The sequence below is a fragment of the Methylobacterium sp. CCH7-A2 genome, assembly GCF_001557075.1.
GTDB classification, from domain to species: domain Bacteria; phylum Pseudomonadota; class Alphaproteobacteria; order Rhizobiales; family Beijerinckiaceae; genus Allobosea; species Allobosea massiliensis.
The window spans coordinates 34,503-59,404 of the sequence record NZ_LSKN01000122.1; the positions used below are offsets into that span (position 1 = coordinate 34,503).

The 24,902-nt window shown below is 67.4% G+C and carries 26 protein-coding genes; 17 read left to right on the top strand and 9 right to left on the bottom strand.

The genetic code is table 11. The features are described from left to right. Window positions 1-2: 2 nt before the first annotated feature. Window positions 3-608, bottom strand: coding sequence for a nucleotide exchange factor GrpE (gene grpE, locus AX750_RS10620; RefSeq protein ID WP_066721679.1), 606 nt, complete (start codon window positions 606-608; stop codon window positions 3-5). An 89-nt stretch (window positions 609-697) separates the two neighbouring features. Next, complete coding sequence (locus AX750_RS10625; RefSeq protein WP_066721721.1) at window positions 698-3,442, bottom strand: [protein-PII] uridylyltransferase; 2,745 nt, start codon at window positions 3,440-3,442, stop codon at window positions 698-700. Between the two features lie 348 nt (window positions 3,443-3,790). Between AX750_RS10625 and AX750_RS10630 the strand changes: the two genes are divergently transcribed. From AX750_RS10630 to AX750_RS10645, 4 genes are all read left to right on the top strand, one after another. After that, on the top strand, window positions 3,791-4,756 hold the full coding sequence (locus AX750_RS10630; protein WP_066721677.1) for an aliphatic sulfonate ABC transporter substrate-binding protein: 966 nt from the start codon (window positions 3,791-3,793) through the stop codon (window positions 4,754-4,756). 16 nt (window positions 4,757-4,772) lie between these two features. Beyond that, window positions 4,773-5,606 (top strand): ABC transporter permease, encoded by an 834-nt coding sequence (locus AX750_RS10635; protein ID WP_082737554.1) that lies wholly within the window; start codon window positions 4,773-4,775, stop codon window positions 5,604-5,606. Window positions 5,607-5,617: 11 nt separating this feature from the next. Next, complete coding sequence (locus tag AX750_RS10640) at window positions 5,618-6,400, top strand: ABC transporter ATP-binding protein (protein WP_066721675.1); 783 nt, start codon at window positions 5,618-5,620, stop codon at window positions 6,398-6,400. Between the two features lie 95 nt (window positions 6,401-6,495). After that, window positions 6,496-7,005: an OsmC family protein gene (locus AX750_RS10645; protein WP_066721673.1), complete on the top strand. Its 510-nt coding sequence runs from the start codon at window positions 6,496-6,498 to the stop codon at window positions 7,003-7,005. Window positions 7,006-7,017: 12 nt separating this feature from the next. Here the strand turns inward: AX750_RS10645 and rmuC are convergent, their stop codons facing one another. Beyond that, a complete protein-coding gene (gene rmuC, locus AX750_RS10650; RefSeq protein WP_066721671.1) occupies window positions 7,018-8,202 on the bottom strand; it encodes a DNA recombination protein RmuC in 1,185 nt (394 codons plus the stop codon). 120 nt (window positions 8,203-8,322) lie between these two features. Here rmuC and def point away from each other — a divergent pair, with 120 nt between their 5' ends. From def to truA, 3 genes are all read left to right on the top strand, one after another. Beyond that, the gene (gene def, locus AX750_RS10655; RefSeq protein WP_066721669.1) at window positions 8,323-8,910 is read left to right on the top strand and encodes a peptide deformylase; all 588 of its coding nucleotides are present in this window, start codon (window positions 8,323-8,325) and stop codon (window positions 8,908-8,910) included. A 155-nt stretch (window positions 8,911-9,065) separates the two neighbouring features. Beyond that, window positions 9,066-9,995 carry a methionyl-tRNA formyltransferase gene (gene fmt / locus AX750_RS10660; protein WP_066721667.1) on the top strand — a complete coding sequence of 310 codons (930 nt, stop codon included), beginning with the start codon at window positions 9,066-9,068 and terminating at the stop codon, window positions 9,993-9,995. Continuing rightward, window positions 9,995-10,732 carry a tRNA pseudouridine(38-40) synthase TruA gene (gene truA, locus AX750_RS10665; protein WP_066721666.1) on the top strand — a complete coding sequence of 246 codons (738 nt, stop codon included), beginning with the start codon at window positions 9,995-9,997 and terminating at the stop codon, window positions 10,730-10,732. The genes fmt and truA overlap by 1 nt, the downstream gene beginning before the upstream one ends. A 20-nt stretch (window positions 10,733-10,752) precedes the next feature. On the opposite strand, the gene AX750_RS10670 is transcribed toward truA, so the two are convergent. The 3 genes from AX750_RS10670 to AX750_RS10680 are packed head-to-tail and all read right to left on the bottom strand — an operon-like array spanning window position 10,753 to window position 13,023. Next, the gene (locus tag AX750_RS10670) at window positions 10,753-11,343 is read right to left on the bottom strand and encodes a hypothetical protein (RefSeq protein WP_066721664.1); all 591 of its coding nucleotides are present in this window, start codon (window positions 11,341-11,343) and stop codon (window positions 10,753-10,755) included. A gap of 55 nt (window positions 11,344-11,398) precedes the next feature. Next, window positions 11,399-12,601 (bottom strand): succinyl-diaminopimelate desuccinylase, encoded by a 1,203-nt coding sequence (gene dapE, locus AX750_RS10675; protein WP_066721662.1) that lies wholly within the window; start codon window positions 12,599-12,601, stop codon window positions 11,399-11,401. Further along, the gene (locus tag AX750_RS10680) at window positions 12,544-13,023 is read right to left on the bottom strand and encodes a DUF805 domain-containing protein (RefSeq protein ID WP_066721660.1); all 480 of its coding nucleotides are present in this window, start codon (window positions 13,021-13,023) and stop codon (window positions 12,544-12,546) included. Before AX750_RS10680 ends, dapE begins: the two co-directional genes overlap by 58 nt. Before the next feature lie 208 nt (window positions 13,024-13,231). Here AX750_RS10680 and AX750_RS10685 point away from each other — a divergent pair, with 208 nt between their 5' ends. The 10 genes from AX750_RS10685 to AX750_RS10730 all read left to right on the top strand — a co-directional run bounded on the left by AX750_RS10685 (window position 13,232) and on the right by AX750_RS10730 (window position 22,170). Then, window positions 13,232-13,846, top strand: a complete 615-nt coding sequence (locus AX750_RS10685; protein WP_066721659.1) for a ribonuclease D — start codon at window positions 13,232-13,234, stop codon at window positions 13,844-13,846. 114 nt (window positions 13,847-13,960) lie between these two features. Beyond that, window positions 13,961-14,737: an LPS export ABC transporter periplasmic protein LptC gene (gene lptC / locus AX750_RS10690; RefSeq protein WP_197426640.1), complete on the top strand. Its 777-nt coding sequence runs from the start codon at window positions 13,961-13,963 to the stop codon at window positions 14,735-14,737. Window positions 14,738-14,739: 2 nt separating this feature from the next. Continuing rightward, window positions 14,740-15,414 (top strand): LptA/OstA family protein, encoded by a 675-nt coding sequence (locus tag AX750_RS10695; RefSeq protein ID WP_066721657.1) that lies wholly within the window; start codon window positions 14,740-14,742, stop codon window positions 15,412-15,414. Window positions 15,415-15,509: 95 nt separating this feature from the next. Continuing rightward, window positions 15,510-16,361 carry an LPS export ABC transporter ATP-binding protein gene (gene lptB, locus AX750_RS10700; RefSeq protein WP_066721655.1) on the top strand — a complete coding sequence of 284 codons (852 nt, stop codon included), beginning with the start codon at window positions 15,510-15,512 and terminating at the stop codon, window positions 16,359-16,361. A 221-nt stretch (window positions 16,362-16,582) separates the two neighbouring features. Further along, a complete protein-coding gene (rpoN, locus tag AX750_RS10705; RefSeq protein ID WP_066721653.1) occupies window positions 16,583-18,109 on the top strand; it encodes an RNA polymerase factor sigma-54 in 1,527 nt (508 codons plus the stop codon). 119 nt (window positions 18,110-18,228) lie between these two features. After that, complete coding sequence (gene raiA, locus AX750_RS10710; RefSeq protein WP_066721651.1) at window positions 18,229-18,816, top strand: ribosome-associated translation inhibitor RaiA; 588 nt, start codon at window positions 18,229-18,231, stop codon at window positions 18,814-18,816. Between the two features lie 83 nt (window positions 18,817-18,899). Further along, entirely contained in the window at window positions 18,900-19,361 is a 462-nt protein-coding gene (gene ptsN, locus AX750_RS10715; protein WP_066721717.1) for a PTS IIA-like nitrogen regulatory protein PtsN, read from the top strand. A 126-nt stretch (window positions 19,362-19,487) separates the two neighbouring features. Then, window positions 19,488-21,116: a fumarate hydratase gene (locus AX750_RS10720; protein WP_066721649.1), complete on the top strand. Its 1,629-nt coding sequence runs from the start codon at window positions 19,488-19,490 to the stop codon at window positions 21,114-21,116. Further along, a complete protein-coding gene (locus AX750_RS10725) occupies window positions 21,113-21,460 on the top strand; it encodes a hypothetical protein (RefSeq protein ID WP_066721647.1) in 348 nt (115 codons plus the stop codon). The genes AX750_RS10720 and AX750_RS10725 overlap by 4 nt, the downstream gene beginning before the upstream one ends. 53 nt (window positions 21,461-21,513) lie before the next feature. After that, window positions 21,514-22,170, top strand: a complete 657-nt coding sequence (locus AX750_RS10730) for an MBL fold metallo-hydrolase (protein ID WP_245282366.1) — start codon at window positions 21,514-21,516, stop codon at window positions 22,168-22,170. 15 nt (window positions 22,171-22,185) lie between these two features. Here the strand turns inward: AX750_RS10730 and AX750_RS10735 are convergent, their stop codons facing one another. From AX750_RS10735 to efp, 3 genes are all read right to left on the bottom strand, one after another. Continuing rightward, window positions 22,186-23,370, bottom strand: coding sequence for a hypothetical protein (locus AX750_RS10735; protein WP_066721645.1), 1,185 nt, complete (start codon window positions 23,368-23,370; stop codon window positions 22,186-22,188). A 261-nt stretch (window positions 23,371-23,631) separates the two neighbouring features. Continuing rightward, on the bottom strand, window positions 23,632-24,150 hold the full coding sequence (locus AX750_RS10740) for a DUF1993 domain-containing protein (protein WP_066721643.1): 519 nt from the start codon (window positions 24,148-24,150) through the stop codon (window positions 23,632-23,634). Between the two features lie 91 nt (window positions 24,151-24,241). Further along, the gene (efp, locus tag AX750_RS10745) at window positions 24,242-24,811 is read right to left on the bottom strand and encodes an elongation factor P (RefSeq protein WP_066721641.1); all 570 of its coding nucleotides are present in this window, start codon (window positions 24,809-24,811) and stop codon (window positions 24,242-24,244) included. Window positions 24,812-24,902: the final 91 nt, after the last annotated feature.

Sequence of the window (24,902 nt, forward strand, 5' to 3'; positions counted from 1 at the left end):
GATCAGTGCGTGGTCGGAGTGCTGTCGCCGCCCTCGGCCGCCTGCGGCTTCGGCGCACCGGCCGACACGCCGACCAGCGCCGGCCGCAGCACGCGCTCGCCGATCTTGTAGCCGGACTGGACGACCTTGGACACCAGGCCCTTGGCGATCTCGGCGTCGGGCGCCTCGAACATCGCCTGATGCAGGTTCGGATCGAATTTCTCGCCCAGCGGATCGATCTTGCGGACGCCATGGCGCTCGAGCGTCTTCAGCAGGTCGCGCTCGGTCAGATCGACGCCCTCGATCAGACCCTTGAGGGCAGGCTCCTCGGTCGTGCGGGCGGTCTCGGGCAGGCTTTCCAGCGCGCGGCGCAGATTGTCGGCCGCGCCCAGCATGTCGCGGGCGAAGCTCGTTACGGCATAGGCCTTGGCGTCGGCGATCTCACGCTCGGTGCGGCGGCGGAGATTCTCCATGTCCGCCAGCGTGCGCAGCAGCTTGTCCTTCAGATCGTCGCGCTCGGCCTCGATCCGGGCGAAATTCGCCTGGATGATGTCCTCGGGAGACTGCGCGGTGGCCTCCTCGACGGCGGGCTCGGCGTTCGGATTGTCCGTCGCAGGGTTCTGCGTCATGGCGTGTTCCAACTCTCGCAAATCAGGGCCGCCGAGGCGCGAACGGCGGGCGGCGTTCGTGGCCGATATCGGGCTTGTCGGGCGTTAAATCAAGCGCGGGCCGGCGCTCGCGCCCGGGTCGCGGCCGCCTTCTCTCCCTCCGGCTCGAACACCTCGAGCAAGGCCTTGCGGATGGCGAGCTGCCGCGCGGTCGAGACGATCTTCGCATTCGTCAGGTCGGTGACATAGAACACGTCGACCGCCTTCTCGCCGAAAGTGGCGATATGGGCGGATGCGATGTTGAGGTTGAGCTTCCCGATCGCGGTGGTCAGATCGTAGAGCAGGCCGGGCCGGTCGAGCCCGGCGATCTCCAGCACCGTGTGGCGGGCCGAGAGCACATTGTCGATGATGACCTCGGGCGCGACCTGGAAGGTCTGGCCGCGCGGCGGCGGCGCCCGGCGCTGGGCGACGAGATCGGCGATCTTGATCTCCCCCTTCAGCGCCCGCTCGATCGCCGCCGCGATCCGCTCGGCGCGGCGCAACTCGTCGTCGTCACGGTCGAAGGCGCGCGAGACCGAGATCGTATCGAGCACGAGCCCGTCGGTGGTGGTGAAGATCTGGGCGTCGACGATATTGCCGCCCGAGGCCGCGCAGGCGCCGGTGACGATGGCGAGCAGGCGCGGATGGTCGGGCGCGAGGATGGTGAGCTCGGTCACACCGCGGAACTGGTCGGTCTCGACCAGCGTCGCGGTGGTGCGCCCTTCGGCCTCGGCGCGGGCCATGAAGCGGGCATGCTTCTCCTGCCGGCCGACATCGGTCTTGATCCAGTAGGCCGGGTAGTGGCGGGCAAGATAGGCGTCGCGGGCGGCGTCGCCCCAGTCCGAGAGCCGCTCCTTGAGGGCATCCTGCTTCTTCTCAACCCGCGCCTTGCGCTCGATCGCGGAATGTCCGCCGGCGAGCATGATCTCGGTCTCGTAATAGAGCGTGCGCAGGAGCTGGCCCTTCCAGCCGTTCCAGACGCCGGGGCCGACAGCCTTGATGTCGGCCACCGTCAGCACGAGCAGGAGCTTCAGCCGCTCCAGCGTCTGCACCGTCGCGGCGAAGCTTTCGATCGTCTTGGGGTCACCGAGATCCCGGCTCTGCGCCACCGTCGACATGTCGAGATGGTGTTCGACCAGCCAGGCCACGGTCTCGGTCTGGCCTTCGGTCAGGCCGAGCCGCGGCCCGAGCTTGCGGGCGATACGGGCGCCGGCGATCGAATGATCCTCGATGCGGCCCTTGGCGACGTCGTGCAGGAACAGGGCGACGTAGAGCGCCCGCCGGTTGGTGATCGTCGGCATGATGCCGTTGGCGAGGGGATGCTCGGATTCGAGCACGCCCGCATCGATCTCGGCGAGAACGCCGATGCTGCGGATCAGATGCTCGTCGACCGTATAGTGATGATACATGTTGAACTGCATCATCGCGACGACGCGGCCGAAATCCGGCACGAACTTGCCGAGCAGCCCGGACTCGTTCATCCGCCGCAGCACCGCTTCGGGCGAGCGCCGTGCCGTGAGGATCTCCAGGAAGATGCGGTTCGCCTCGGGATCGTTGCGCAGCTGCGGCGTCACCAGTCGCAGGGACTGTGTCACCAGCCGGCTGGCCTCGGGATGGATCGCGAGATCGTCGCGGCTGGCGATCTCGTAGAGCCGCAGCAGATTGACCGGGTCGCGCCGGAAGGCGTCGGGATCGACGACGTTGAGCCGCTGGCTCTTCAGCGTGAAATCAGGATGGCCGAGCGCGCGCACGCGCTTGCGCTTAGCGAAGGAGCCGAGCAGCCGGGAGAGTGAGGCGCGCGGCTTCTGCTGACGCGCTTCCAGCGCGGCGCAGACGATCGCCGTCAGGTCGCCGACATCCTTGGCGACGAGGAAATAGGCCTTCATGAAGCGCTCGACCGGCGCCTGGCCGCTGCGCCCGGCATAGCCGATGGCTGCCGCGACCTGACGCTGCAGGTCGAAGGACAGCCGCTCCTCGGCCCGGCCGGTGATGAAATGCATCCAGCAGCGGACGCGCCAGAGAAATTCCTCCGAACGCTGGAACATCAGCAGTTCCTTGCGGTCGAACAGCCCGGCCGCGACGAGCTCGCGCGCGTCGTTGACGCGGTAGGCGTATTTGGCGATCCAGAACAGCGTGTTGAGATCGCGCAGGCCGCCCTTGCCGTCCTTGACGTTGGGCTCGACCAGATAGCGTGAGGTTCCGGCGCGGCGCACGCGGGTCTCGCGCTCCTGCAGCTTGGCCTCGGTGAAGGCCGGGGCGGTTCCCTCCACGACCTCCGCACCGAAGCGCCTGACGAGATCATGGAACAGCATCACGTCGCCCGCGACGAAGCGCGCTTCCAGCATTGCCGTGCGGATCGTCATGTCCGCACGCGCCTCGCGCACGCAGTCGTCGAGTGAACGGACGGAGTGGCCGACCTTCAGTTTCAGGTCCCAGAGAGGGTACAGCATCGCCTCGACGACGCTCTCGCCCCAGGCCGTCTGCTTGTGCGGGAACAGGAAGAGCAGATCGACATCCGAGCCCGGCGCCAACGTGCCGCGGCCATAGCCCCCGACCGCCACCACGGCGATGCGCTCGGACTGGGAGGGATTCTGCGCGGGATAGAACAGCTCGGTCGCCGCCACATGCAGGCAACCGACGATGGCGTCCATCACGGCGGACAGGTGCTGTGCGCAGACCAGACCATGGCGCGGCCGCTTCAGAAGGCTCTTTGCGGAGTCGAGCCCCTGATCGAGGACGCTTCGCAGCGCCGCGACGAGGGCGGGACGCGCCTGGGGCGTGGGTGCAGCCGCCACGTCGGCCAGCAGCGGAGCCATGGCACGGCGCGGATTGGCGAGAACGGCGTCGAGTTCGAGAGCCGGCTGATCGGCAGAGGATGACACCAGCCCTGACCTCGCTTGCTGGAATGCCCGGCGCGGGACCCTTCTGCTGGTTAGCATGGGGAGGAGATTCGCAAAGAAGTTTAAATAGCAGATAATTGACGTGAAATATGACAAACAACATCCCGACATGTCCTGTTTGACATACAGAACGAATGGACCTACAAGGCGGATACGCGCCGATTTGAGCCACCAGCTTGCGGGCGCGAAACAAGTGCAGCTAAAGCGTGGGGCATGGGCGCCAACCTGTCGCTCGGTCCCTTCGCGCATCGAAAGGGACCACGAATGACCATTTCCCGCCGTCTCGCTATCGCCGGACTCGCCGCCTCGCTCGTTCTGTCTGCCGGACAGGCTTTTGCCCAGGCGCCGAAGGAAATCCGCATCGACTTCGCGACCTACAATCCCGTCAGCCTCGTGCTGAAGGACAGCGGCATCCTCGAAAAGGCGCTGGCCGCCGACGGCATCACCGTGCGCTGGGTCCAGTCCGCCGGATCGAACAAGGCGCTGGAGTTCCTGAACGCGGGCTCGCTCGATTTCGGCTCGACCGCCGGCGCCGCCGCGCTGATCGGCAAGATCAACGGCAACCCGATCAAGTCGATCTACGTCTACTCGCGGCCTGAATGGACGGCACTCGTCACCGGGGCCAAGAGCGAGATCACCAAAGTCGCCGACCTCAAGGGCAAGCGCGTCGCGGTCACGCGCGGCACCGATCCGCACATCTTCCTGGTCCGGGCGCTGGCCGAGGCCAAGCTGACCGAGAAGGATGTCAGGCTCGTCCTGCTGCAGCATGCCGACGGGCGCCTTGCGCTCGAGCGCGGCGACGTCGACGCCTGGGCCGGTCTCGACCCGCTGATGGCCGCGGCCGAGGTCGAGAGCGGCGCGAAGCTCTTCCATCGCAAGGCCGCCGACAACACCTGGGGTATTCTCAATGTCCGGGAGGCCTTCGCCAAGGACAATCCGGCCCTCGTCCGCAAGGTGCTGGCCGCCTATGAGCAGGCGCGGACCTATGCCCTCGCCAATCCGGCCGAGCTGAAGAAGACCCTGGTCGCCTATACCAAGCTGTCGGACGCCGTGATCGAGCGACAGCTCACCCGGACCGAACTCACGCATTCCAGCATCGGGTCAGCGCAGGCCGAGACCATCATCGCGGCCGGCCTCGCGCTGCAGGAGGCGGGCGTCGTGCCCGCCAAGACCGATGTGAAGGCCGTGGTCGACGATCTGCTCGACCGCAGCTTCGCCGTCACCAACTGACCCACGCTGGGATCGGATGAGCGCGCTCGGGATCGAGACGGCAGGGCTGGGCGAGCAGGGCGATCCAGCCCGGCCTCGGCCCCGTCGTCCCGGCCTGGCGCTGGCGGGGTTTGCGCTGCCGGTCGTTCTGGCCGTGCTGTGGGAGGTCGCCGTCAGATCCGGCTTCGCCAATGGCCGGCTGATGCCGCCGCCGAGCGTGGTCGGGGCCACCCTGTGGTCTCTCGCGGCTTCGGGCGAACTCTTCACCCATGCCGCGGCGACGCTCTGGCGGGTTGCGGCCGGGTTTGCTCTCGGTGCGGCGGCGGGCACCCTGCTCGGCGCCATCACCGGTGCGCTTCCGGTGGCGCGCGGCCTGATCGACCCGACGCTTCAGGCCCTGCGCGCCATCCCCTCGATCGCCTGGGTGCCGCTCTTCATCCTCTGGCTCGGCATCTTCGAGGCGTCGAAGGTCGCGCTGATCGCGGTCGGCGTGTTCTTCCCGGTCTATCTCGGGGTCGCTGCGGCGATCCAGGGCATCGACCGCAAGATCGTCGAGGTCGGCCGTGTCTTCCGGCTCGGCCGGCTGGCGATGGCGCGACGGGTTCTGCTGCCGGCAATCCTGCCGGCCTGGATCACCGCGCTGCGCTCGGGGCTGGGGCTGGGCTTCATGTTCGTGGTCGCGGCCGAGATCATGGGCGCCAGCGAAGGGCTCGGCTACCTCCTCGTCGATGGCCAGCAGCTCGGCCGGCCCGACACCATCATTGCGGCCATCATCAGCTTCGCCGTCCTCGGAAAGCTGGCCGATGGCCTGCTCGTCGCCCTCACGCGGCCGGTTCTCGCCTGGCAGGACACGGCCCGCGACAAACTCTGAGTGAGCCCTCGATGCTGAGCTTCGAGACCCTGTCGAAAACCTATGCCGACGGCACGCAGGCGCTGTCGGCCATCACGCTCGACGTCGCGCAGGGGGAGATTCTCGCGCTCGTCGGCGGCTCGGGCTGCGGCAAGACCACCTTGCTGCGGCTGATCGCCGGCCTCGACCGGCCGAGCGCCGGGCGCATCCTGCTCGACGGCGACACGATCGCCGAGCCGCGCGCCGATGTCGGCGTGATCTTCCAGGAGCCGCGACTCTTTCCCTGGCTCTCGGTTGCGGAGAATGTCGGCTTCGGTCTCTCGCATCTCTCGGCCTTCGAGCGGGAGGGACTGGTCACCAACGCGCTCGTGCGGGTGGGCCTTGGCGGTTATGACCGGCGCTGGCCGCGCGAGCTTTCGGGCGGTCAGCAGCAGCGCGTCGCCATCGCGCGCGCCCTCGTCACGCGCCCCAAGCTGCTCTTGATGGACGAGCCCTTCTCCGCGCTCGACGCCACCACCCGCGCCAGCCTCCATGGCCACCTGCTCGCCCTGTGGGTCGAAAGCCGGCCGACGGTGGTCATGGTCACCCATGACGTCGAGGAGGCGGTGACGCTGGCGGACCGGATCGTGGTGATGCAGCCCAAGCCCGGCCGCATCTTCGACGAATTCGACAACCCGCTCGCCCGCCCGCGCGACCGGCTCTCGCCGGCGTTCGAGGCCGCCAAGCGCGAGGTGCTGCGCAGCCTGGATCGTTCGCTGCGTGACGAGGCCCCGCACCAGCAGAAGGCCGCGGAGACGGCCGGGATGTGGTGGTGAGTCGCGTCACGGGGCATCGCTTTCCGGTGGCCTGTGACCGCTCGAGCCTCTATCAGCGCATCCCACAGGTTCATTCGACTTGAGGTTCTGACACCATGGACGTCACCGCTCTTCGCGCCCTGCAGGCCCCGCTCAAGGACGCCTACCGTTCGGACCCCAATGCGGCCGTCGTCACCCTGAAGGCCAAGGGCGAACTCGACGACCAGCATATCGCCTGTAAGGTCGAGACCGGCCGTGCGATCGCGCTGGCGGGGCTGCACCCGGCCACTGGCGGCTCAGGCGCCGAACTCTGCTCGGGCGACATGCTGCTGGAGGCCCTCGTCGCCTGCGCCGGCGTCACCCTGAAGGCGGTGGCGACCGCGCTCGAGATCGAGCTGAAGAAGGGCGTCGTCCATGCCGAGGGCGATCTCGACTTCCGCGGCACGCTCGGCGTCGCCAAGGACGCCGCGGTCGGCTTCAAGGCGATCCGGCTGTCCTTCGAGGTCGAGACCGACGCGCCGCAGGAGAAGCTCGACACGCTGCTGAAGCTGACCGAGCGCTACTGCGTCGTCTTCCAGACGCTCAATGTGAAGCCCGAGATCAGCGCGACCCTTTCGGTCGCCTGATCGCCCGGCCGCTCACTCCGCGGCCTTCTTCAGGGTCAAACCCTCGGCGAAGGGCAGCGTCGGCTCGCCCTTCGCCTCGTCGAAATCGAGCGCCACGATGCGCTCGCCGCGGCTGGCGATCTTGCCGGCCGAGGTGCGCAGCCCGGCCACATCGTCCTGCGCCTGGCGGAAATGCTGATCGAGCTTCTCCGCCCGCTCGGCCAGCCGCCGGACATCGGCCAGCAGCTTGCCGACCTCGCTCTGGATCACCTGCGCCTCTTCCCGCATCCGCGCATCGCGCACCAGCGACTGCATGAGCTGGATCGCGAGCGCCAGCAGCGAGGGCGAGACGATCATGATCCGCGCGCGATGCGCCTTCTGGATCACATCGTCGAAATGCTCGTGCAAATCGGCATAGATCGATTCTGACGGCACGAAGAGCAGGGCGAGGTCCTGGGTCTCGCCGGGCAGGAAATAGCGCTCGGCGATGTCCTTCACGTGCACGCCGACATCGTTGCGGACGCGTGCGGAGGCGGCCTTTCGCGCCTCCTCGCCACGGGCCTCCCGCAATTGCGTGAAGCTCTCCAGCGGGAACTTGGCGTCGATGACGAGCCCGCGCCCGTCGCCGGGCAGCGTCACCAGGCAGTCCGGCCGGTTGCCGTTGGAGAGCTGCGGCTGGAAGGCGAAGAAGGCGCCGGGCAGCCCGTCCCGGATGATCGCCTCCATGCGACCCTGGCCGTAGGCGCCGCGCGCCTGCTTGTTGGAGAGCACGTCGCGCAGCGTCACCACTTCGGAGGTGAGGCTGGTCAGGTTCTTCTGAGCGCTGTCGATTACCGCGAGCCGCTCCTGCAGCTTGCCCAGGCTTTCGGTGGTCTGGCGGACATTCTGCTCCAGACCCTGGCCGACCTGATGGCGCAGCCCCTCCATGCGATCGGCGACGAGGCGTGCGAGATCGCCCTGCCGCGTCGAGAGGATCTCGGCCATGGTCTGCATCCGGCCGGTCAACTCCGCCTGGAGCCGGTTCATCTCGGCGACCTTGTCGTCGGTCTCGCGGGCGCGCTCGGCGGCGATCAGCGCCTCCAGCGCCCGTCTGCGGCTGCCGCGCCAGGCCGACAGCGCTAGCAGCAGGAGCAGCCCGAGCGTCGAGACGCCGAAGCCGAGCGCGGCCTGCGCCCAGGTCACGGGCCGGTCGAGGAGGGTGAAAGCGATCTCTGTCATCGCGGCAGGATAGCCGATTCGGGTGAATCAATTCGAACGAAAGCGGAACGGTTTGACCCGCGATGCGCGAGCGCTTATGTGGCCCGTCCACCACCCGAGAAACCGCGCAGACACAGCCCCATGGCCATCCGCCCGCTCGTCATCCTGCCAGACTCCCAGCTTCGGTTGGTGTCCGCCCCCGTGGCCGAGATCACGCCCGAGATCCGCACCCTCGTCGCCGACATGTTCGAGACGATGTACGACGCGCCCGGGATTGGGCTGGCCGCCATCCAGATCGGCGTACCCAAGCGCGTGGTGACGCTCGACGTGGCCAAGCGCGCGCCTGAGCCGGAGGACGCCGCTGCTGGCGAGGACGAAACTTCCGACGCAGCCGACAGCCAGGAGAAGCGCGACCGGCAGCCGCGCAATCCGATGGCCTTCATCAACCCGGAGATCACCTGGTCCTCGGAGGAGCGCAGCGTCTACGAGGAAGGCTGCCTCTCGATCCCGGAATATTATGAGGAGGTCGAGAGGCCGGCTTCGGTCAGGGTCGCCTACACCGATCTCGACGGACAGCGGCAGGAGATCGAGGCCGACGGCCTGCTCGCCACCTGCATCCAGCATGAGATCGACCATCTGAACGGCGTGCTGTTCATCGACCATCTCTCGCGCCTCAAGCGCGAGCGCGTCACCAAGCGCTTCGCCAAGCAGGCGCGACGCGAGGGGTGACGGGACAGCGAGAGCAAGCCGCCGTCATCCGGACGAGCCGCGCCAGCGGCGCCGATCCGGAATCCATCGGAGGGCTCAGGCATCCTATGATGGATTCCGGGTCCTCGCTTTGCTACGCCCGGAATGGCGGGCGCGATTGAGGTAACATCCAGCGTATGAGTTTGCGCGTCATCTTCATGGGCACGCCCGATTTCGCGGTGCCGACGCTGACCGAAATCATCGGCCAGGGGCACGAGGTCGTCAGCTGCTACACCCGCGCCCCGGCGCAGGCGGGACGGGGCCTCGAACTGAAACCCTCGCCGGTGCACAGGGCGGCCGAGCGCTTCGGCATCCCCGTCTTCACGCCCTCGACCCTGAAGACGCCCGAGGTGGCCGAGCAGATCGCCTCCCATCAGGCCGATGTCGCGGTCGTCGTCGCCTATGGCATGATCCTGCCACAGGCGATCCTCGACATTCCGGAGCTCGGCTGCCTCAACCTGCATGCCTCGCTGCTGCCGCGCTGGCGTGGCGCCGCGCCGATCCAGCGTGCGGTTATGGCCGGCGATGCCGAGAGCGGCGTCTGTGTGATGAAGATGGAGGCGGGCCTCGACACCGGCCCCGTCGGCATGGTCGAGCGGCTGGAGATCGGCCCCGACATGACCTCCGGCGAACTCCACGACCGGCTGGCGCCGCTGGGCGCCGATCTGATGGTCCGTGCGCTCGCCGCGCTCGGGCGCGGCGGCCTGCAGTTCACGCCGCAACCGGAAGAGGGCGTGACCTACGCCGCCAAGATCGCCAATGCCGAGGCGAAGCTGAACTGGGCCCGCCCGGCCCGGCAGGTCCACGATCTCGTCCGAGGGCTCGCGCCCTTTCCGGGCGCCTTTGCCGAGATCGATCTCGGCAAGGGCCCCGAGCGGCTCAAGGTCTTGCGCACGGCACTCGCCGGCGGCGCGGCCGAGCCCGGCATGTTGCTCGACGACGAAGGCACCGTCGCCTGCGCGGAAGGGGCGGTGAAGCTGCTTCAGGTCCAGCGGGCCGGCGGGCGGCCGGTCAGCGGCGCCGAGTTCCTGCGCGGGGCGCGGCTCTCCGCCGGCCAGAAGCTCTGATGCCGCGCTACAAGCTCGTCATCGAATATGACGGCACGCCCTTCTCGGGCTGGCAGCGGCAGCTCAATGGCCCGTCCGTACAGCAGAGCGTCGAGGAAGCGATTCAAGCGTTCTGCAACCATCCGGTCAGGCTGCACTGCGCAGGCCGCACCGATGCCGGCGTCCACGCCACTCATCAGGTCGCCCATGTCGATCTGGAGAAGGAATGGCGCACCGATGTCGTGCGCGATGCCAGCAACGCCCGCCTCAAGCGCCTGCCGGTCGCGGTCTGCTGCGCCGAGGCCGTGCCTGACGATTTCGACGCCCGGATCTCGGCCAAGCGCCGCTACTACATCTACCGCATCCTCGACCGGCGCGCCCAGCCGGCGCTCGACCGCGACCGGCTCTGGCATGTCCCGGTAAAGCTCGATCACGAAGCGATGGACCGCTCGGCCAAGGCCCTGCTCGGTCATCACGACTTCACCACCTTCCGCGCCGCCGAGTGCCAGGCCAACAGCCCGATGCGCACCCTGGACCGGCTCGACGTCCGCCGCGAGGGCGAGGAGATCGTCGTCTATGCCCATGCCCGCTCCTTCCTGCACCATCAGGTCCGCTCGATCGTCGGCTGCCTGAAGATGGTCGGCGCCGGACGCTGGCCCGAGAAAAAGCTGGGCCAAGTGCTGGCGGCGCGGGATCGTTCGCAGTGCGCGGCGCTGGCGCCGCCCTGCGGGCTCTATCTGGCGGGGGTAGACTACTAAGCCCGTCGGGGCTCGCCGCCTCAGAAGATGATGAAGCCGAAGGAGCGGAGGATCGCGTAATCCGCCACGATGCTGGCCAGCAGCACGGGCGTGGCGACCCCGCTCCCGGCCCCGAAGGCTGCACGCGCCACACAATAGCGCAGCCGCAGCACGATGGCGGCGAAGGCGAGCGTCTGGAGCAGCGCGAGGCCCGGTGTGGACCATCCGATCGCGAACACCGTAGCCGGAACGGCGACCAAACCGGCCGCCAGGATTCCCGCCCAGTTCCAGGCGATGACGAAGGCGGTGAAACGCGGTGTTTGCGCGAGATGCGGAGCGAGCGCGAACAGCAGCGCCGGCACGGCCAGAATGCTCGCGAGCGTCGCCCCGAAAACCGCCAGCGCCAGGCCCGGAGCGGTGAACAGCCCCGCCGAATTGGGCAGGCCGGCATGAATTCTCAGCGCCGCGAGCAGGGCGATCGCGGCGGGCAGCGTCAGCGGCAGCAGGGCGACGAAAGAGCGCCAGAATCCGCCGCGTGTCAGTTCCAGATCCTCCAGCGCCTCGGCGCCGCGCCCCATCAGCTGCCAGGAGGCGCGCAGCGAGCGCGTCACGTCATCGGCCGCGAGCTTCATCCCACCATCCTTAGACTTTCGTCTAAGATGACTATGGGTCAGCGCCTGAAGCTCGTCAATCGGCTCCGGCAGCGGCGAAATAGCTCGTCAGCAGGCGATGCGTGATCGCCTCGAGGGTCAGAAGATCCGCCACGGCGACGCGCTCGTCGACCTGATGCATGGTCTGGCCGACCACGCCGTACTCGACCACAGGGCAGTAACTCTTGATGAAGCGCGCATCCGACGTGCCGCCGGTTGTCGACAGGGCCGGCCGCCGCCCGGTCTCGGCCTCGACCGCATCGGCGACCATCGCCACGAAGGGGCCGGGTTCGGTCAGGAACGCGACCGCATTGGTCGGCTCGAAGACGATTTCGTAGCGAACGCTGTTGCCGGCGGCCTCGCGCAGGCGCCGCTCGATCTCGGCCGCGAGAGTCTCCGGCGTCCAGACATCGTTGAAGCGGATGTTGAAGACGGCCCTGGCCTGCGCGGGCACGACATTCGTCGCCGGATTGCCGACGTCGAGCGTCGTGACTTCCAGATTGCTCGGATCGAAATGTGCGGTGCCCTTATCGAGTGCGGTGGCTTCCAGCGCCGCGAGCAGCCGCACCATCCCGCGGATCGGGTTCTCCGCGAGATGCGGATAGCCGACATGGCCCTGCTTGCCATGGACGGTCAGGCGCCCGGTCAGCGAGCCGCGTCGGCCGATCTTGATCATGTCGCTCATGGTCGCCGGATTGGTCGGCTCGCCGAGCAGGCAATGGTCGAAGCGCTCGCCCCGCGCATGCGCCCATTCGAGCAGCTTGACGGTGCCGTTCACAGCCGGTCCCTCCTCGTCGCCCGTAATGAGAAACGCGATCGAGCCTGGAGCGTCGGGGTTCTCGCGGCGGAAACGGAGCGCCGCCGCGATCATCGCGGCGAGGCCGCCCTTCATGTCGCAAGCTCCGCGGCCATGCAGCATGCCGTCGCTGATCGTCCCGCCGAAGGGGGCGCGCGTCCAGGCGCCGGCGTCTCCCACCGGCACGACATCGGTATGGCCGGCAATGACGAAGACGGGGCCCTCGCGCCCGATCCGGGCATAGAGATTCTCGACATCGGGCGTGCCGGCCGCCGAAAAGACCGGCCGCTCGACCGTGAAGCCCTCGGCCGCCAGCAGCTCGGCGATGAGGCCGAGCGCCCCGCCCTCCGCCGGAGTGACCGACGGGCAGCGGACCAGCGCCTGGGTCAGCGCGACGGGGTCGAGGGGATCGAAGGCGAGGAGGTCGCGGGGCTGTGTGTCCATGCGCCCGCTTTAGCATCGGTCCCGCCGGCCGCAAGCGGCTCCTCGTCACGAGCCGACGGCATCAGGCCGAGATCGACCAGCGCGAAGAGCCAGGCGATCAGCGAAATCGTATCGAGCGAGGGCGCCCAGGCGATCGGCAGGAGGGGTCGGAGCTGACCCGGCAGCACGATCGCGCAGACCAGGATGATGCCGTAGAGGCCGCTGCTGCCGCGGTCGGTCGCGCGTTTCGCGGCCAGCGCGGCCCAGGGGAAGAGGGCAAAGGCATGCGCGAAGGCCACGGCGCGCTCGGATCCATGGCCGAACAGGCCTGGTGCAGCCTGCTGAAGGCCGAACAGGGCGACCGCGACGACGGCGCTGCCGAGCCAGAAGCGGCCGAGGCCGATACGGCCGTCGAAGTCGGTGAGCAGGCGGACAAGGGTCATCGATCAGGCTCCGATGATGCCGTTGTGGCACGCTTGCGGCCGCCCCGGAAGGATATGGTGAATAAAAGGTTAACGCCGTCGTGCAGCGCCGGTTCGTGAAAGAGCTTGAACGGGGCCGGCTGCCCCGTTAGCTGCGGCGCAGGGTGCCGGCACCGCCGGGCGCGAACCCGGATGCCAACGGCGCGACGGTGCCGAGCGAGGTTGCGAGATGACGATCCGATTCCACCGTGGCGATCTGCCGGACGGCTTCGACGCCGGGGCCAGCATCGCCATCGACACCGAGACGCTCGGCCTCAACCCGCATCGCGACCGCCTCTGCGTGGTGCAGCTCTCCCGCGGCGACGGCACGGCGGATGTGGTGCAGGTCCTGAAGGACGGTCCAAGGCCCGCGAACCTGATCCGCCTGCTGCAGGATCCCGCCGTGCTCAAGTTGTTCCACTTCGCCCGGTTCGACGTCGCGGTGCTGCGCCATGCCTTCGGCGTCGTCACCGGCCCGGTCTACTGCACCAAGATCGCCTCGAAGCTCACGCGCACCTATACCGACCGACACGGCCTGAAGGATCTGGTTCGCGAGTTGCTCGGGATCGAACTCTCCAAGCAGCAGCAATCCTCCGATTGGGGCGCCGAGACTCTGAGCGAGGCGCAACTGGCTTACGCCGCCTCCGACGTGCTGCATCTGCATGCCCTGCATGGGCGTCTCGAGGCGATGCTGGCGCGCGAGGGGCGCACCCATCTCGCCAGGGCCTGCTTCGACTTCCTGCCCTTCCGGGCGGAGCTGGATCTCGCCGGTTGGTCCGAAAACGACATCTTTGCTCATGCTTGACAAATTCTAAGCCTTCTTGCGTCAGTTTGACCGCGGTGTCCGACGGGGGCGCGTTCGCCGCACGACACGAAAAAGCCGTTTGCGACTGCCATTCCGCGGGGCATGACTGTGGCGATGACAACCAATGACTGGGCCGCCCGCCCCAACGGGCCGGCGGCGCGGCGGCAGGCGGCGTTCGGCGCGGCACGCCGGCACACGCGGCTCGTTCATTTCCTGCGCAAGGCGATTCCCGTGGGAGCGGCTATCGCGGTCGTCTCCCTGCTGGTGGTGCCGTTCTTCACCCCGCTCAGTGGCGTGGCCAGCGTTTCGCTCGGCGCGGTCGGGATCTCCGGCGGCAAGGTCAAGATGGATACGCCGCGCCTGTCGGGCTATCGCAAGGACAACCGGCCCTATGAGGTGACCGCCGAGGCCGCCTTGCAGGAAATCCGCAACCCCACACAGGTCGAACTCCAGCAACTTACCGCGCGGCTCCAGATGGAGCGCGAAGGCTGGGTGACGGTCAACGCCAAGAGCGGCCTCTTCGACACCCAGAAGGAAAAGCTGAAGCTGGTCGACGATGTCCATGTCCGGACCGAGAACGGCCATGACATCCGCATGAAGACGGCCGATGTCGACTTCAAGGGCGGCACGGTCGTCTCGAAGGAGCCCGTCAAGGTCAGCCTCGGAACCACCACCGTCGATGCCGACTCGCTCGATGTGAAGGACAACGGCGCGCTGATCGTTTTCCAGGGGCGCGTGCGCGCCTATATCCCCAATGCTCCGGCCGGCACCATCGCCGGCCCCGAGCGCGAGGGCAGCACCCCGCAACCGGAACTGCTCCGGTCGGGTCTCTCAGGAGCGGGCACGCAGGGATCGGCGGCTGCCGGCCCCTCCCGCGCGACAGGACAGTGACCATGCAGACTTCCGCCCGTATCTCCCTGCTCTCCTGCCTTGCCGCCACGGCCGGCGTATTCGCCCTGCTGATGGCCGCTATGGGGCCTCAGCAGGCGATGGCGCAGGCCAAGGCGCGCGGCGGCAATGCCAGCTCGCCGCTCGGCGGTCTCGGCGGAGACAGCAAGGAGCCGATCAAGATCGATGCCGACAAGCTGGACGTGCTCGACAAGGAGAACCGTGCGGTCTTCAGTGGCAATGTGGTCGCGGTCCAGGGCGAGACCACGGTCCGCTGCACGGTCATGACCGTGTTCTATGAGGGGCGGGGCGGCCAGGGCGCCGGCGCCAAGCCGGCAACGCCCACGCCGGCGGCTGCGCCGGGGCAGGGCAACGACAGCTCGATCAAGCGCATCGAATGCAAGGGGCCGGTGACGGTCGTGTCGAAAACCCAGGCCGCGACCTCCGACAATGCGGTGTTCGACCGTTCGACCAATACCGTCATCATGACCGGCAATGTCGCGCTGAACGACGGGCCCAACATCACGCGCGGCGAGAAGCTGACCTACAACACCGTCACCGGCATCGCCAATGTCGAGACCAACAAGGGTGGTCGTGTGCAGGGCTTCTTCGTGCCGAACGCAGCCGATGCCAACAAGGGCACGCCCGGCGCCAAGCCCGCGACCCCACCGACCAACTGAGCGGCCGATCCCGCGCGCGCTCGGCGCGCGTCCCTCTCGATCTCTCCAGTCCAGGCGCACCCCTCCACGTGACTCTCTCCGACATTTCGCAAAGCGTGACCGCACCCGGGCGCGAGGCGCCTTCGACCGCCCGGCGCGGGGCGAACCTGCTCGGACGGCTCTTCCGCCGGTCGGAGAAGGAGGCTCGGGAGGAGGACTCGGCGGGCGTCACCGCGCTGGGCGGCCCGGGCATCCTGTCCGTCACGGGTCTGCGCAAGAGCTATGGTGGCCGCACCGTCGTCAGCGACGCCAGCCTGTCGCTGCGCCAGGGCGAGGCGGTCGGCCTGCTCGGCCCCAACGGCGCCGGCAAGACGACGATCTTCTACATGATCACCGGGCTGGTCGCGGCCGATCTCGGCACGATCTCGCTGGAAGGAAACGACATCACCCAGCTGCCGATGTACCAGCGGGCGCGGCTCGGCATCGGCTATCTGCCCCAGGAAGCCTCGATCTTCCGCGGGCTGAGCGTGGAAGACAATATCCGGGCGGTGCTCGAGGTGGTCGAGCCCGATCGTCGTGAGCGCGAGCGGCAGCTCGACCAGCTGCTGGAGGAGTTCACCATCGCCCGCCTCCGCAAGGCGCCCTCGATCGCGCTGTCGGGCGGTGAGCGCCGGCGCTGCGAGATTGCGCGCGCGCTCGCCGGCAAGCCCTCCTTCATCCTGCTCGACGAGCCCTTCGCCGGCATCGACCCGATCGCGGTCGGCGACATTCAGGCGCTGGTCCGGCAGCTCACCGACCGCGGCATCGGCGTGCTGATCACCGACCACAATGTCCGCGAGACGCTCGGTCTGGTCGATCGCGCCTATATCATCCATTCGGGCCGGGTGCTGACCGAAGGTTCGCCGGCCGAGATCATCGCCAATCCCGATGTGCGCCGCGTCTATTTGGGCGAAGATTTCCGCCTCTGAGCCGAACGCGGACGCCCGCTTCGGACGCCATCCCGCGACCGGCAATGCCGTCGATCTGGCCGATTGTCATATCGCACTTGCGAGATAATGGTGCGCCGCATTAACTTCGCACGGCAAAGACCGCCAAAGGCCTTTGACGGATGGCGAGCACAGCGCTAGGCTGACCTTCAAAGCAAGAAGCGTGCCGTTTCGGGACGCTGGGTCGGGAAGGTCTGACGCGCATGGCGATGATGCCGCGCATGGAGCTGCGCCAGGGGCAATCCCTGGTGATGACGCCGCAACTGCTGCAGGCGATCAAGCTTCTGCAATTGTCGCATCTCGAACTCCAGAACTTCGTCGAGGGCGAACTCGAGCGCAACCCGCTGCTGGAGCGGGAGGACGTCTCGGAGGGGCCGTTGCAGGCGGCCGCAGACAGCGCCCATGCCGCCGATCAGGAGAGCTACGACCGGGCCGAGAGCCTCAACAGCCAGGAAGGCATGGAGACGCGTCTCGGCACCGGCCTCGACAATGTTTTCCAGAGCGAACAGCCCACCGTGGCGCGGCTCGACAGCAGCGGTGCCGACAGCCTGCCGATCATCGGCGGGGCCTATGGCGGCTCGGGAGGGTCCTTTGAGGAAGGGCCGGACGGGTTCGAGAGCGGTCTGACGGCTGATGTCTCGCTTCACGATCATCTCAGCGCGCAGCTCGATCTCGCCGTCCATGATCCGGCCGAGCGGCTCATCGGCCGCCATCTGATCGATGCGGTCGACGATTCCGGTTATCTGGGCGAGCCTCTGCCCGAGATCGCGGAGCGGCTCGGTGTCCCGGTGGAACGGGTCGAGGGCGTGCTGCGGATCGTCCAGAGCTTCGATCCCTCCGGCGTCGCGGCGCGTGACGTGGCCGAGTGCCTGTCGATCCAGCTGCGGGACCGCGATCGTTTCGACCCGGCCATGCAGACCCTGGTGGCGAACCTTCACCTCGTCGCCAAGCGCGACTTCGCCGCCCTCAAGCGGCTTTGCGGGGTCGATGACGAGGACATCGCCGACATGGTGGCCGAGATCCGGCGCCTCGACCCCAAGCCCGGCCGCGGCTTCGGCGGCTCGGCGGCCGAGACGGTGGTGCCGGATGTCTTCATCCGCGCCGCGCCGGACGGTTCATGGCTCGTCGATCTGAACCCGGATACGCTGCCCCGCGTGCTGGTGAACCAGACTTATCACGCGCGGGTCTCGAAGGCGGCGCGCAGTGACGAGGAGAAGGCCTTCATCGCCGAATGCCTGCAGACCGCCAACTGGCTGACCCGCTCGCTCGAGCAGCGGGCCAGGACCATCCTGAAGGTGGCGAGCGAGATCGTCCGCCAGCAGGACGGATTCTTCGCCCATGGCGTCGAGCATCTGCGCCCGCTCAACCTGAAGACCGTCGCCGACGCCATCGGCATGCATGAATCCACCGTCTCGCGCGTGACCTCGAACAAATACCTGATCTGCTCACGCGGCGTTTTCGAGATGAAATACTTCTTCTCCGCCGCCATCGCCGCGACCGGCTATGGCGAGGCGCATTCGGCCGAGGCCGTGCGGTTCCGCATCCGGCAGATGATCGACGACGAGGCACCCGCCGATGTGCTCTCGGACGATGCGATCGTGGCCCGGCTGAAGGAGGGCGGGATCGACATCGCCCGCCGCACCGTCGCGAAGTATCGCGAATCTCTGCGCATCCCCTCCTCGATGGAGCGCCGCCGCGAAAAGGTCGCGATGGCGATGGGCAGTCGCTGAGCGCCCCTTCGCCACGCCTGCGACGGCTTTGGGCCATATCATTGACAGACCCGGTAGCGAGTTCTTAGCTCCCAAAGACGGTCGATCTCCCGGCCGTGGCTAAGAAGGGGAAGCACTCCATGAGCCTGCGAATCTCCGGCAAGAACCTCGATGTCGGCGAGGCCCTGCGCGGCCAGGCCGAGGCCCGCGTCGCCGCCGCTCTCGGCAAGTATTACGAAGGCGGCTACCAGGGCCATGTGACCGTCGGCAAGGACGGGACCGCGTTCAAGACGGACGGCGTCCTGCACCTGTCGTCCGGCATCACGCTCGAGGCGTCCGGCACGGCGCACGATGCCTATGCCAGCCTGGACAAGATGGCGGAGCGCATCGAGAAGCGTCTGCGTCGCTACAAGCGACGGCTCAAGGACCGCTCGGCCAGCGCCAATGGTCGCGAGCCCGCGCTCGAAATCCCCAGCTATGTCATTGCCGCCCCGGATGAGGATTTCGAGGAGGTTGAGGTCGAGGGCGCCGGCGACAACCCCGTGATCGTGGCGGAATCGACCAAATCCCTGCATGTCATGACCGTCGGCGACGCCGTCGCGGAGCTTGATCTCACCGGCGCGCCGGTCGTGATGTTCCGCCATGCTGGTCATGGCCGGATGAACGTCGTATACCGCCGCCGCGACGGCAACATCGGCTGGATCGATCCTCCCGCGTCGCTGTCATAGGTCCGGCGACGTTCCGCGCGGGCCCGAACCTTGACCCTGTCGCATGTCAGGATACGCGGCACGGGACATGCATGGACTGGCGCATGACGCTGATCGATCTTCTGAGCCCTGCAGCGGTGATCTCGCCGTTGCGGGCCAACGGCAAGAAGCAGGCGCTGCTGGAACTCGCCCAGCAGGCCGCGCAGCTCACGGGCCTGTCCGAGCGGGATCTCTTCGAGGCGCTGCTGCAGCGCGAGCGCCTCGGCTCCACCGGTATCGGTGACGGCATCGCCATCCCCCATGGCCGGATGGCCGGGATTGACCGCCTGGTCGGCCTCTTCGCCCGGGCGGAGAAGCCGATCGATTTCGATGCGCTCGACGGCCAGCCCGTCGATCTGATCTTCGTCCTGATCGCCCCAGAGGGCGCCGGCGCCGACCATCTCAAGGCGCTGGCCCGGGTGGCGCGCGTGCTGCGAAACCCCGCGGTCCTGGAGCAGGTCCGCGCTGCCCGCGACCCTGCCGCCATCTACGCCATCCTGTCCGAATCGGCGGCGCAGGCCGCCTGAGCCGCATTGGCCGCAGCGAGGCGGCTCTCTCTCGCATTTGATTAGATCGCAACATCGGCTATTCGCTTGCGCGAAGCTCCCGCCCGGAGGGCGAGGGGACCGTCGCTGCATGCCGGAGTGCCGCCCATGGCCTATACCCATGTCGATCTCTTCCCGCTCGGGCCGGACGAGACGCCTTATCGCCATCTCGGCAGCGAGGGGGTCTCCGTCGAGCGGATCGGCGATCGCGAGGTTCTGAACGTCTCCCGCGAAGCCATCCGCCGCCTCAGCGAACAGGCCTTCATCGACATCAACCATCTGCTGCGGCCGGGCCATCTCGCCCAACTCGCCAAGATTCTCGACGATCCCGAGGCGACCTCGAACGACAAGTTCGTGGCTTACGACCTCCTGAAGAACGCCAACATCGCCGCCGGCGGCGTGCTGCCGATGTGCCAGGACACCGGCACGGCGATCATCATGGGCAAGAAGGGCCGCCGCGTCTGGACGGAGGGCGAGGACGAAGAGGCGCTCGGCGAGGGCGTCGCCGACGCCTATTTCAAGCGCAACCTGCGCTACTCGCAGGTCGCTCCGCTGTCGATGTTCGAGGAGAAGAACACGGCGACCAACCTGCCGGCGCAGATCGACATCTACGCCGAGGGCAAGGGTCATGGCGAGGACGCCTACAAGTTCCTCTTCGTCGCCAAGGGGGGCGGCTCGGCCAACAAGACCTTCCTGTTTCAGGCGACACCCTCGCTGCTGACGAAGGAGCGCATGATCGCGTTCCTGAAGGAAAAGATTCTGACGCTCGGCACCGCCGCCTGCCCGCCCTACCATCTCGCCATCGTCATCGGCGGCACCTCGGCCGAGCAGAACCTCAAGACAGTGAAGCTGGCTTCGACGCGTTATCTCGACGCGCTACCGACGCAGGGATCGCCCTCGGGGCATGCCTTCCGCGACCTCGAAATGGAGGCGGAGGTCCACAAGCTCACGCAGTCGCTCGGCGTCGGCGCGCAGTTCGGCGGCAAGTACTTCTGCCACGACGTGCGTGTCATCCGCCTGCCGCGCCACGGCGCCTCGCTGCCGATCGGCCTCGGCGTCTCCTGCTCGGCAGACCGGCAGGCCAAGGGCAAGATCACCAAGGATGGCATCTTCCTCGAGGCGCTGGAGACCGACCCGTCGAAGTACCTGCCGGAGGTCGAGGATGCTTCGCTGGGTGGAGACGTGGTCAAGGTCGATCTCAACCGGCCGATGAGCGAAATCCTGGCGACCCTGACGAAGTATCCGGTCAAAACGCGCCTTTCGCTGACGGGCACGATCATCGTCGCGCGCGACGCCGCCCATGCCAAGATCCGCGAGCGGCTGGAGAGCGGCCAGGGCATGCCCGACTATTTCAAGAATCACCCTGTCTATTATGCCGGCCCGGCCAAGACTCCGGAGGGCTTCGCCTCCGGCTCCTTCGGCCCGACCACCGCGGGCCGGATGGATTCCTTCGTCGACCAGTTCCAGTCCTTCGGCGGGTCGATGGTCATGCTCGCCAAGGGCAACCGCTCCGCGGCGGTGCGCGAAGCCTGCAAGACCCATGGCGGCTTCTATCTCGGCTCGATCGGCGGCCCGGCCGCGAGGCTGGCGCAGGACTGCATTCGCAAGGTCGAGGTGCTGGAGTATCCGGAACTCGGCATGGAGGCGGTCTGGCGCATCGAGGTCGAGGATTTTCCGGCCTTCATCGTCATCGATGACAAGGGCAACGACTTCTTCAAGGAGCTGAATCTCGGATGAGGCGGCTTCCGCTCGCCGCAACCGTCGCTTTCGGCCTGCTGCCGGCGCTGCTGGCGGCGGTGCCGCCTGCTGCGGCGCAGGCCCGCCCGGCGACCTGCTCGCGTGATCTCTTCCAGAACGAGGGCGCGCTGCGCCGGCAGCAGACGCGGCTCTCAGCCGTCGCCAATGCCGATCAGGCCACCCAGTGCCGGACCTGGCGCGAGCATGTCGGATTCTTGCAAGATGCGCGCGCCGTCTTCGCGACCTGCCAGGCCGGAGCCGAGCGGGCGCAGAACGTCGCGATGATGGATTCCGACCTCGCCGACTACCGCACGCTGATCGCAGGTCGCTGCGGCAAACGCTGACGAAACGGGCGCGGCGCGGTCGCGTCTCGCAGCCGATATCGATGGAGATGCCCGTGACCGACCAGCCGCAGACCCCGCTCCAGATCGCCGTCATCCCGGTGACGCCGTTCCAGCAGAACTGCTCGATCCTCTGGTGCACGCGCACCAAGCAGGCGGTCGTGGTCGATCCGGGCGGCGACGTCTCGCTGATCCGCGGCGCGCTGAAGGAGGTCGGTGTCACGCCAGTGGCGATCTGGCTGACGCACGGCCATCTCGACCATGCCGGCGGGGCGGCCGAACTGGCCGAGGCTCTGTCGGTGCCGGTCGTCGGCCCTCACGAGGCCGACAAGTTCCTGCTGGACGAACTGCCGACCGCGGGGCTGCGCTTCGACATCCGCGACATGCGGGCCGTCACGCCATCGCGCTGGCTCGTCGAGGGCGACGAGGTCAAGGTCGGCGACGTCGCCTTCTCGGTGCTGCATGTGCCCGGCCACACGCCCGGCCACGTCACCTTCTTCCAAAAGGATCTGCGCTTCCTGCTCGCCGGAGATACTGTTTTCGCCGGCTCCGTCGGCCGCACCGATTTTCCCTATGGCAGCCACGAGACGCTGATCGCGGGGATCCGAAACAAGCTCCTGCCGCTTGGCGACGACGTCCAGTTCCTGCCCGGGCATGGCCCGGCGGGAACCCTCGGCGAAGAGCGGGCGAACAATCCCTTCCTGCAGGGTTGAGCGGGGACGGCTGCCTCAGCCCCTGTTGAAGCGGTTGATGAGGTTGCGCACGTTGCCCTGCTGAACGGGTTGCTGGGAAGCCACTGCCGAAGAGAGCTGTCCGCGGTTGGCCCGGCTCGGCACAGCCGGTCGGCGCGGCAGGTTCAGCTTCTGCCCGACGGTCATCGGCGTTCCGCCGAAGGTGATGTACTCGACATCGTGCCAGTCCGTGCCCGGGAGCTTGCGCTGGAGCAGCTTCAGGAAGGTCATCAGGTGGATGTCCTGCGAGCGGTAGTGGCCGTTCTTCTCATGGATCCCCCGGATGCGGCCGTTCTCGACGCGCAACATGCCCGAAGCGAGGACGGGCGCTCCGCACAGGAAACTGGAGTGGTGGAACAAGCCGCTCACATGCATCCCCGCATAGAGCACCTCCTGCGGGCTCAGGACGAAGGCGGCCCAGCCGGTCGAGACGCCGCGCAGGGCGTTGGACGGCCAGGTGCTGGTGTCGAGCAGCTTCTCGTCCGCGTTCGCAAAGACGGTGGCGCGCGGAAAGCGGCTGAGGATCATGTTCTGCACGACGGGCGACATGCGCGAGCGCATCAGCCCGTTGTCGAAGGTGACCTCGAAAAGCGCGCGGTAGATCAGATCGTCGACATAGCGCACCGAGACTTCGGCCAGTTCCTTCTTTGAAACGGGATCGAGCTTCTCGAGATACTCCCAGAACGAGCAGGACTGCCCCGACGCTTCCCACATCAGGAAATGCTTCTTCAATTCCTGGCCTCGCCGGTGATGCGTATCGAGCACCTCCAGCCAGTTCTCCTGCTGCATCAGCCGGATCGGGGCCGCGCCATGGCCCTTTAACGAGCCCTTGGGAATGAGCTTGCGGATCGCCGTCTTGGCCTTGGCCCAGTTCTGCAGGCCTCTGAGTTCTGCCACCGCAGCCTCATGCAGATCCTGGACTGCGGCGGCCCGGAAGGATTCATGCTGGTCGATCTTGGTCTGCTTGTCCCTGAGCCAGTGATCGCAGAGGGCGACCAGGGCAAGCAGGGCCTGGGTGCGCAGGCTGCGCTCGTCCCGCGGGATCGCGGCATAGCGCGGGAGTGCGTCATCGATCTTGAGCAGCGTCTTGTTGACGCGCCGCGCGAAACGCTTCGCCGTGTCTTTCCGGAACTGCTCGGCGCCCCCCGCCCGCAGATAGACCGCTCCCTTCGGCTCCGCCATCGTCCCCTCCCGCCTTCATCGGCCCATGATGCAGGATAGTCGCGGCAGGGCCGATGCACGTTCAAGGCATCGGCGATGTATCGCAGGGAACAGCAGAGGCTGGAAACGTTAACGGCCATGTCCGGAAGGGTGCGCGTACATCCGGCGTCACACTTCGGGCCCATGGCCGTCTTCTACAGCTCTGGAGGACAGTGGAACGCCCTCGACATCGCCGTGATGCTCATATGGGAGAGCATTGCGGCGCTTTCAAGGGCGCCGGCCTCAGCTGTCGAAAACGCCGAGCAGGAAGTCCTGCTTGCCGATCTGGATGCCGTTCTTGCGCAGGATCGCGTAGGCGGTCGTGGCATGGAAATAGAAGTTCGGCACGGCGAAGCGGGTGAGATAGGCCTCGCCGCGCATCGTCATGGTCGCGTTCTGGCCGCGGGGGAAGGTGACGTCGCGGTCAACGCCGGCCTCGAAGGCCGCCGCGTCGATGCTCTCGACGAAGGCCAGCACCTTGGCGATGCGCGCTTTCAGCTCGTCGAAGCTCTTTTCCTCGTCGGGATGCCTGGGGTTGTCGCCGCCGGCAAGGCGGGCCGCCGCGTTCTTGGCGAAGTCGCAGGCGAGCTGAATCTGGCGCGAGAAGGGCAGCATGTCGGGCGCCAGCCGCGCCTGCAGCAGCACCTCGGGCTGGATCTTGCGCGCCGCCGCCTGCTCGACCGTCTTGTCGAGGATGGCGTCGAGGGCCTTGAGCGTCTGGACGAAGCCGGTGAGGGCGGCGGAGCGGGCGGTGATGGTCATGGGCGATCCTCGGAAACGAAAACGGGCCCGGAAAGGGCCCGTCGCATCGCCGATATAAGCATGCCGCCGGTGGATGCACCGGGCGCCGCGATCAATCCTTGGCGCGCTCCACATAGGAGCCGTCGGCCGTCATCACGACGATCCGGGTGCCGACGCCGATATGGGGCGGCACCGCGCTGCGCACGCCGTTGGAAAGGATCGCGGGCTTGTAGGAGGACGAGGCCGTCTGCCCCTTGGTGACCGGCTCGGTCTCGACCACTTCGAGCGTGATCCGCTGCGGCAGCTCGATCGCCACGGCCTTGTCCTCGAACACCGAGAGCGAGACCTTCATACCCTCCTGGAGATAGGCGGCCATGTCCCCGACGACGTCGCTGTCGACCGGGATCTGGTCGTAGGTCTCGGGGTTCATGAAGACGTATTGCTCGCCGTCCTGGTAGAGATAGGTGTAGTCGCGGTCCTCGACATAGGCGCGCTCGACCTGCTCGGTCGTCTTGTAGCGCTGCGTGACCTTCACCCCGTCCGAGATGCGGCGCATGTCGATCTGCGTCGTCGGCGTGCCCTTGCCGGGGAAGAAGCTCTCGGCCGAGAGCACCGAGCAGAGATGGCCGTCGACTTCGAGCACATTGCCCTTGCGAACGGAGGATGCGATGACCTTGACCACGTGACTTTGTCCTTGAGCTCGCGCCGCGCCCCGGCGCCTTTGGCGAAACCGTTGCCGCGCCACTACCGCATTCGCAGGCGAAACGGAAGCT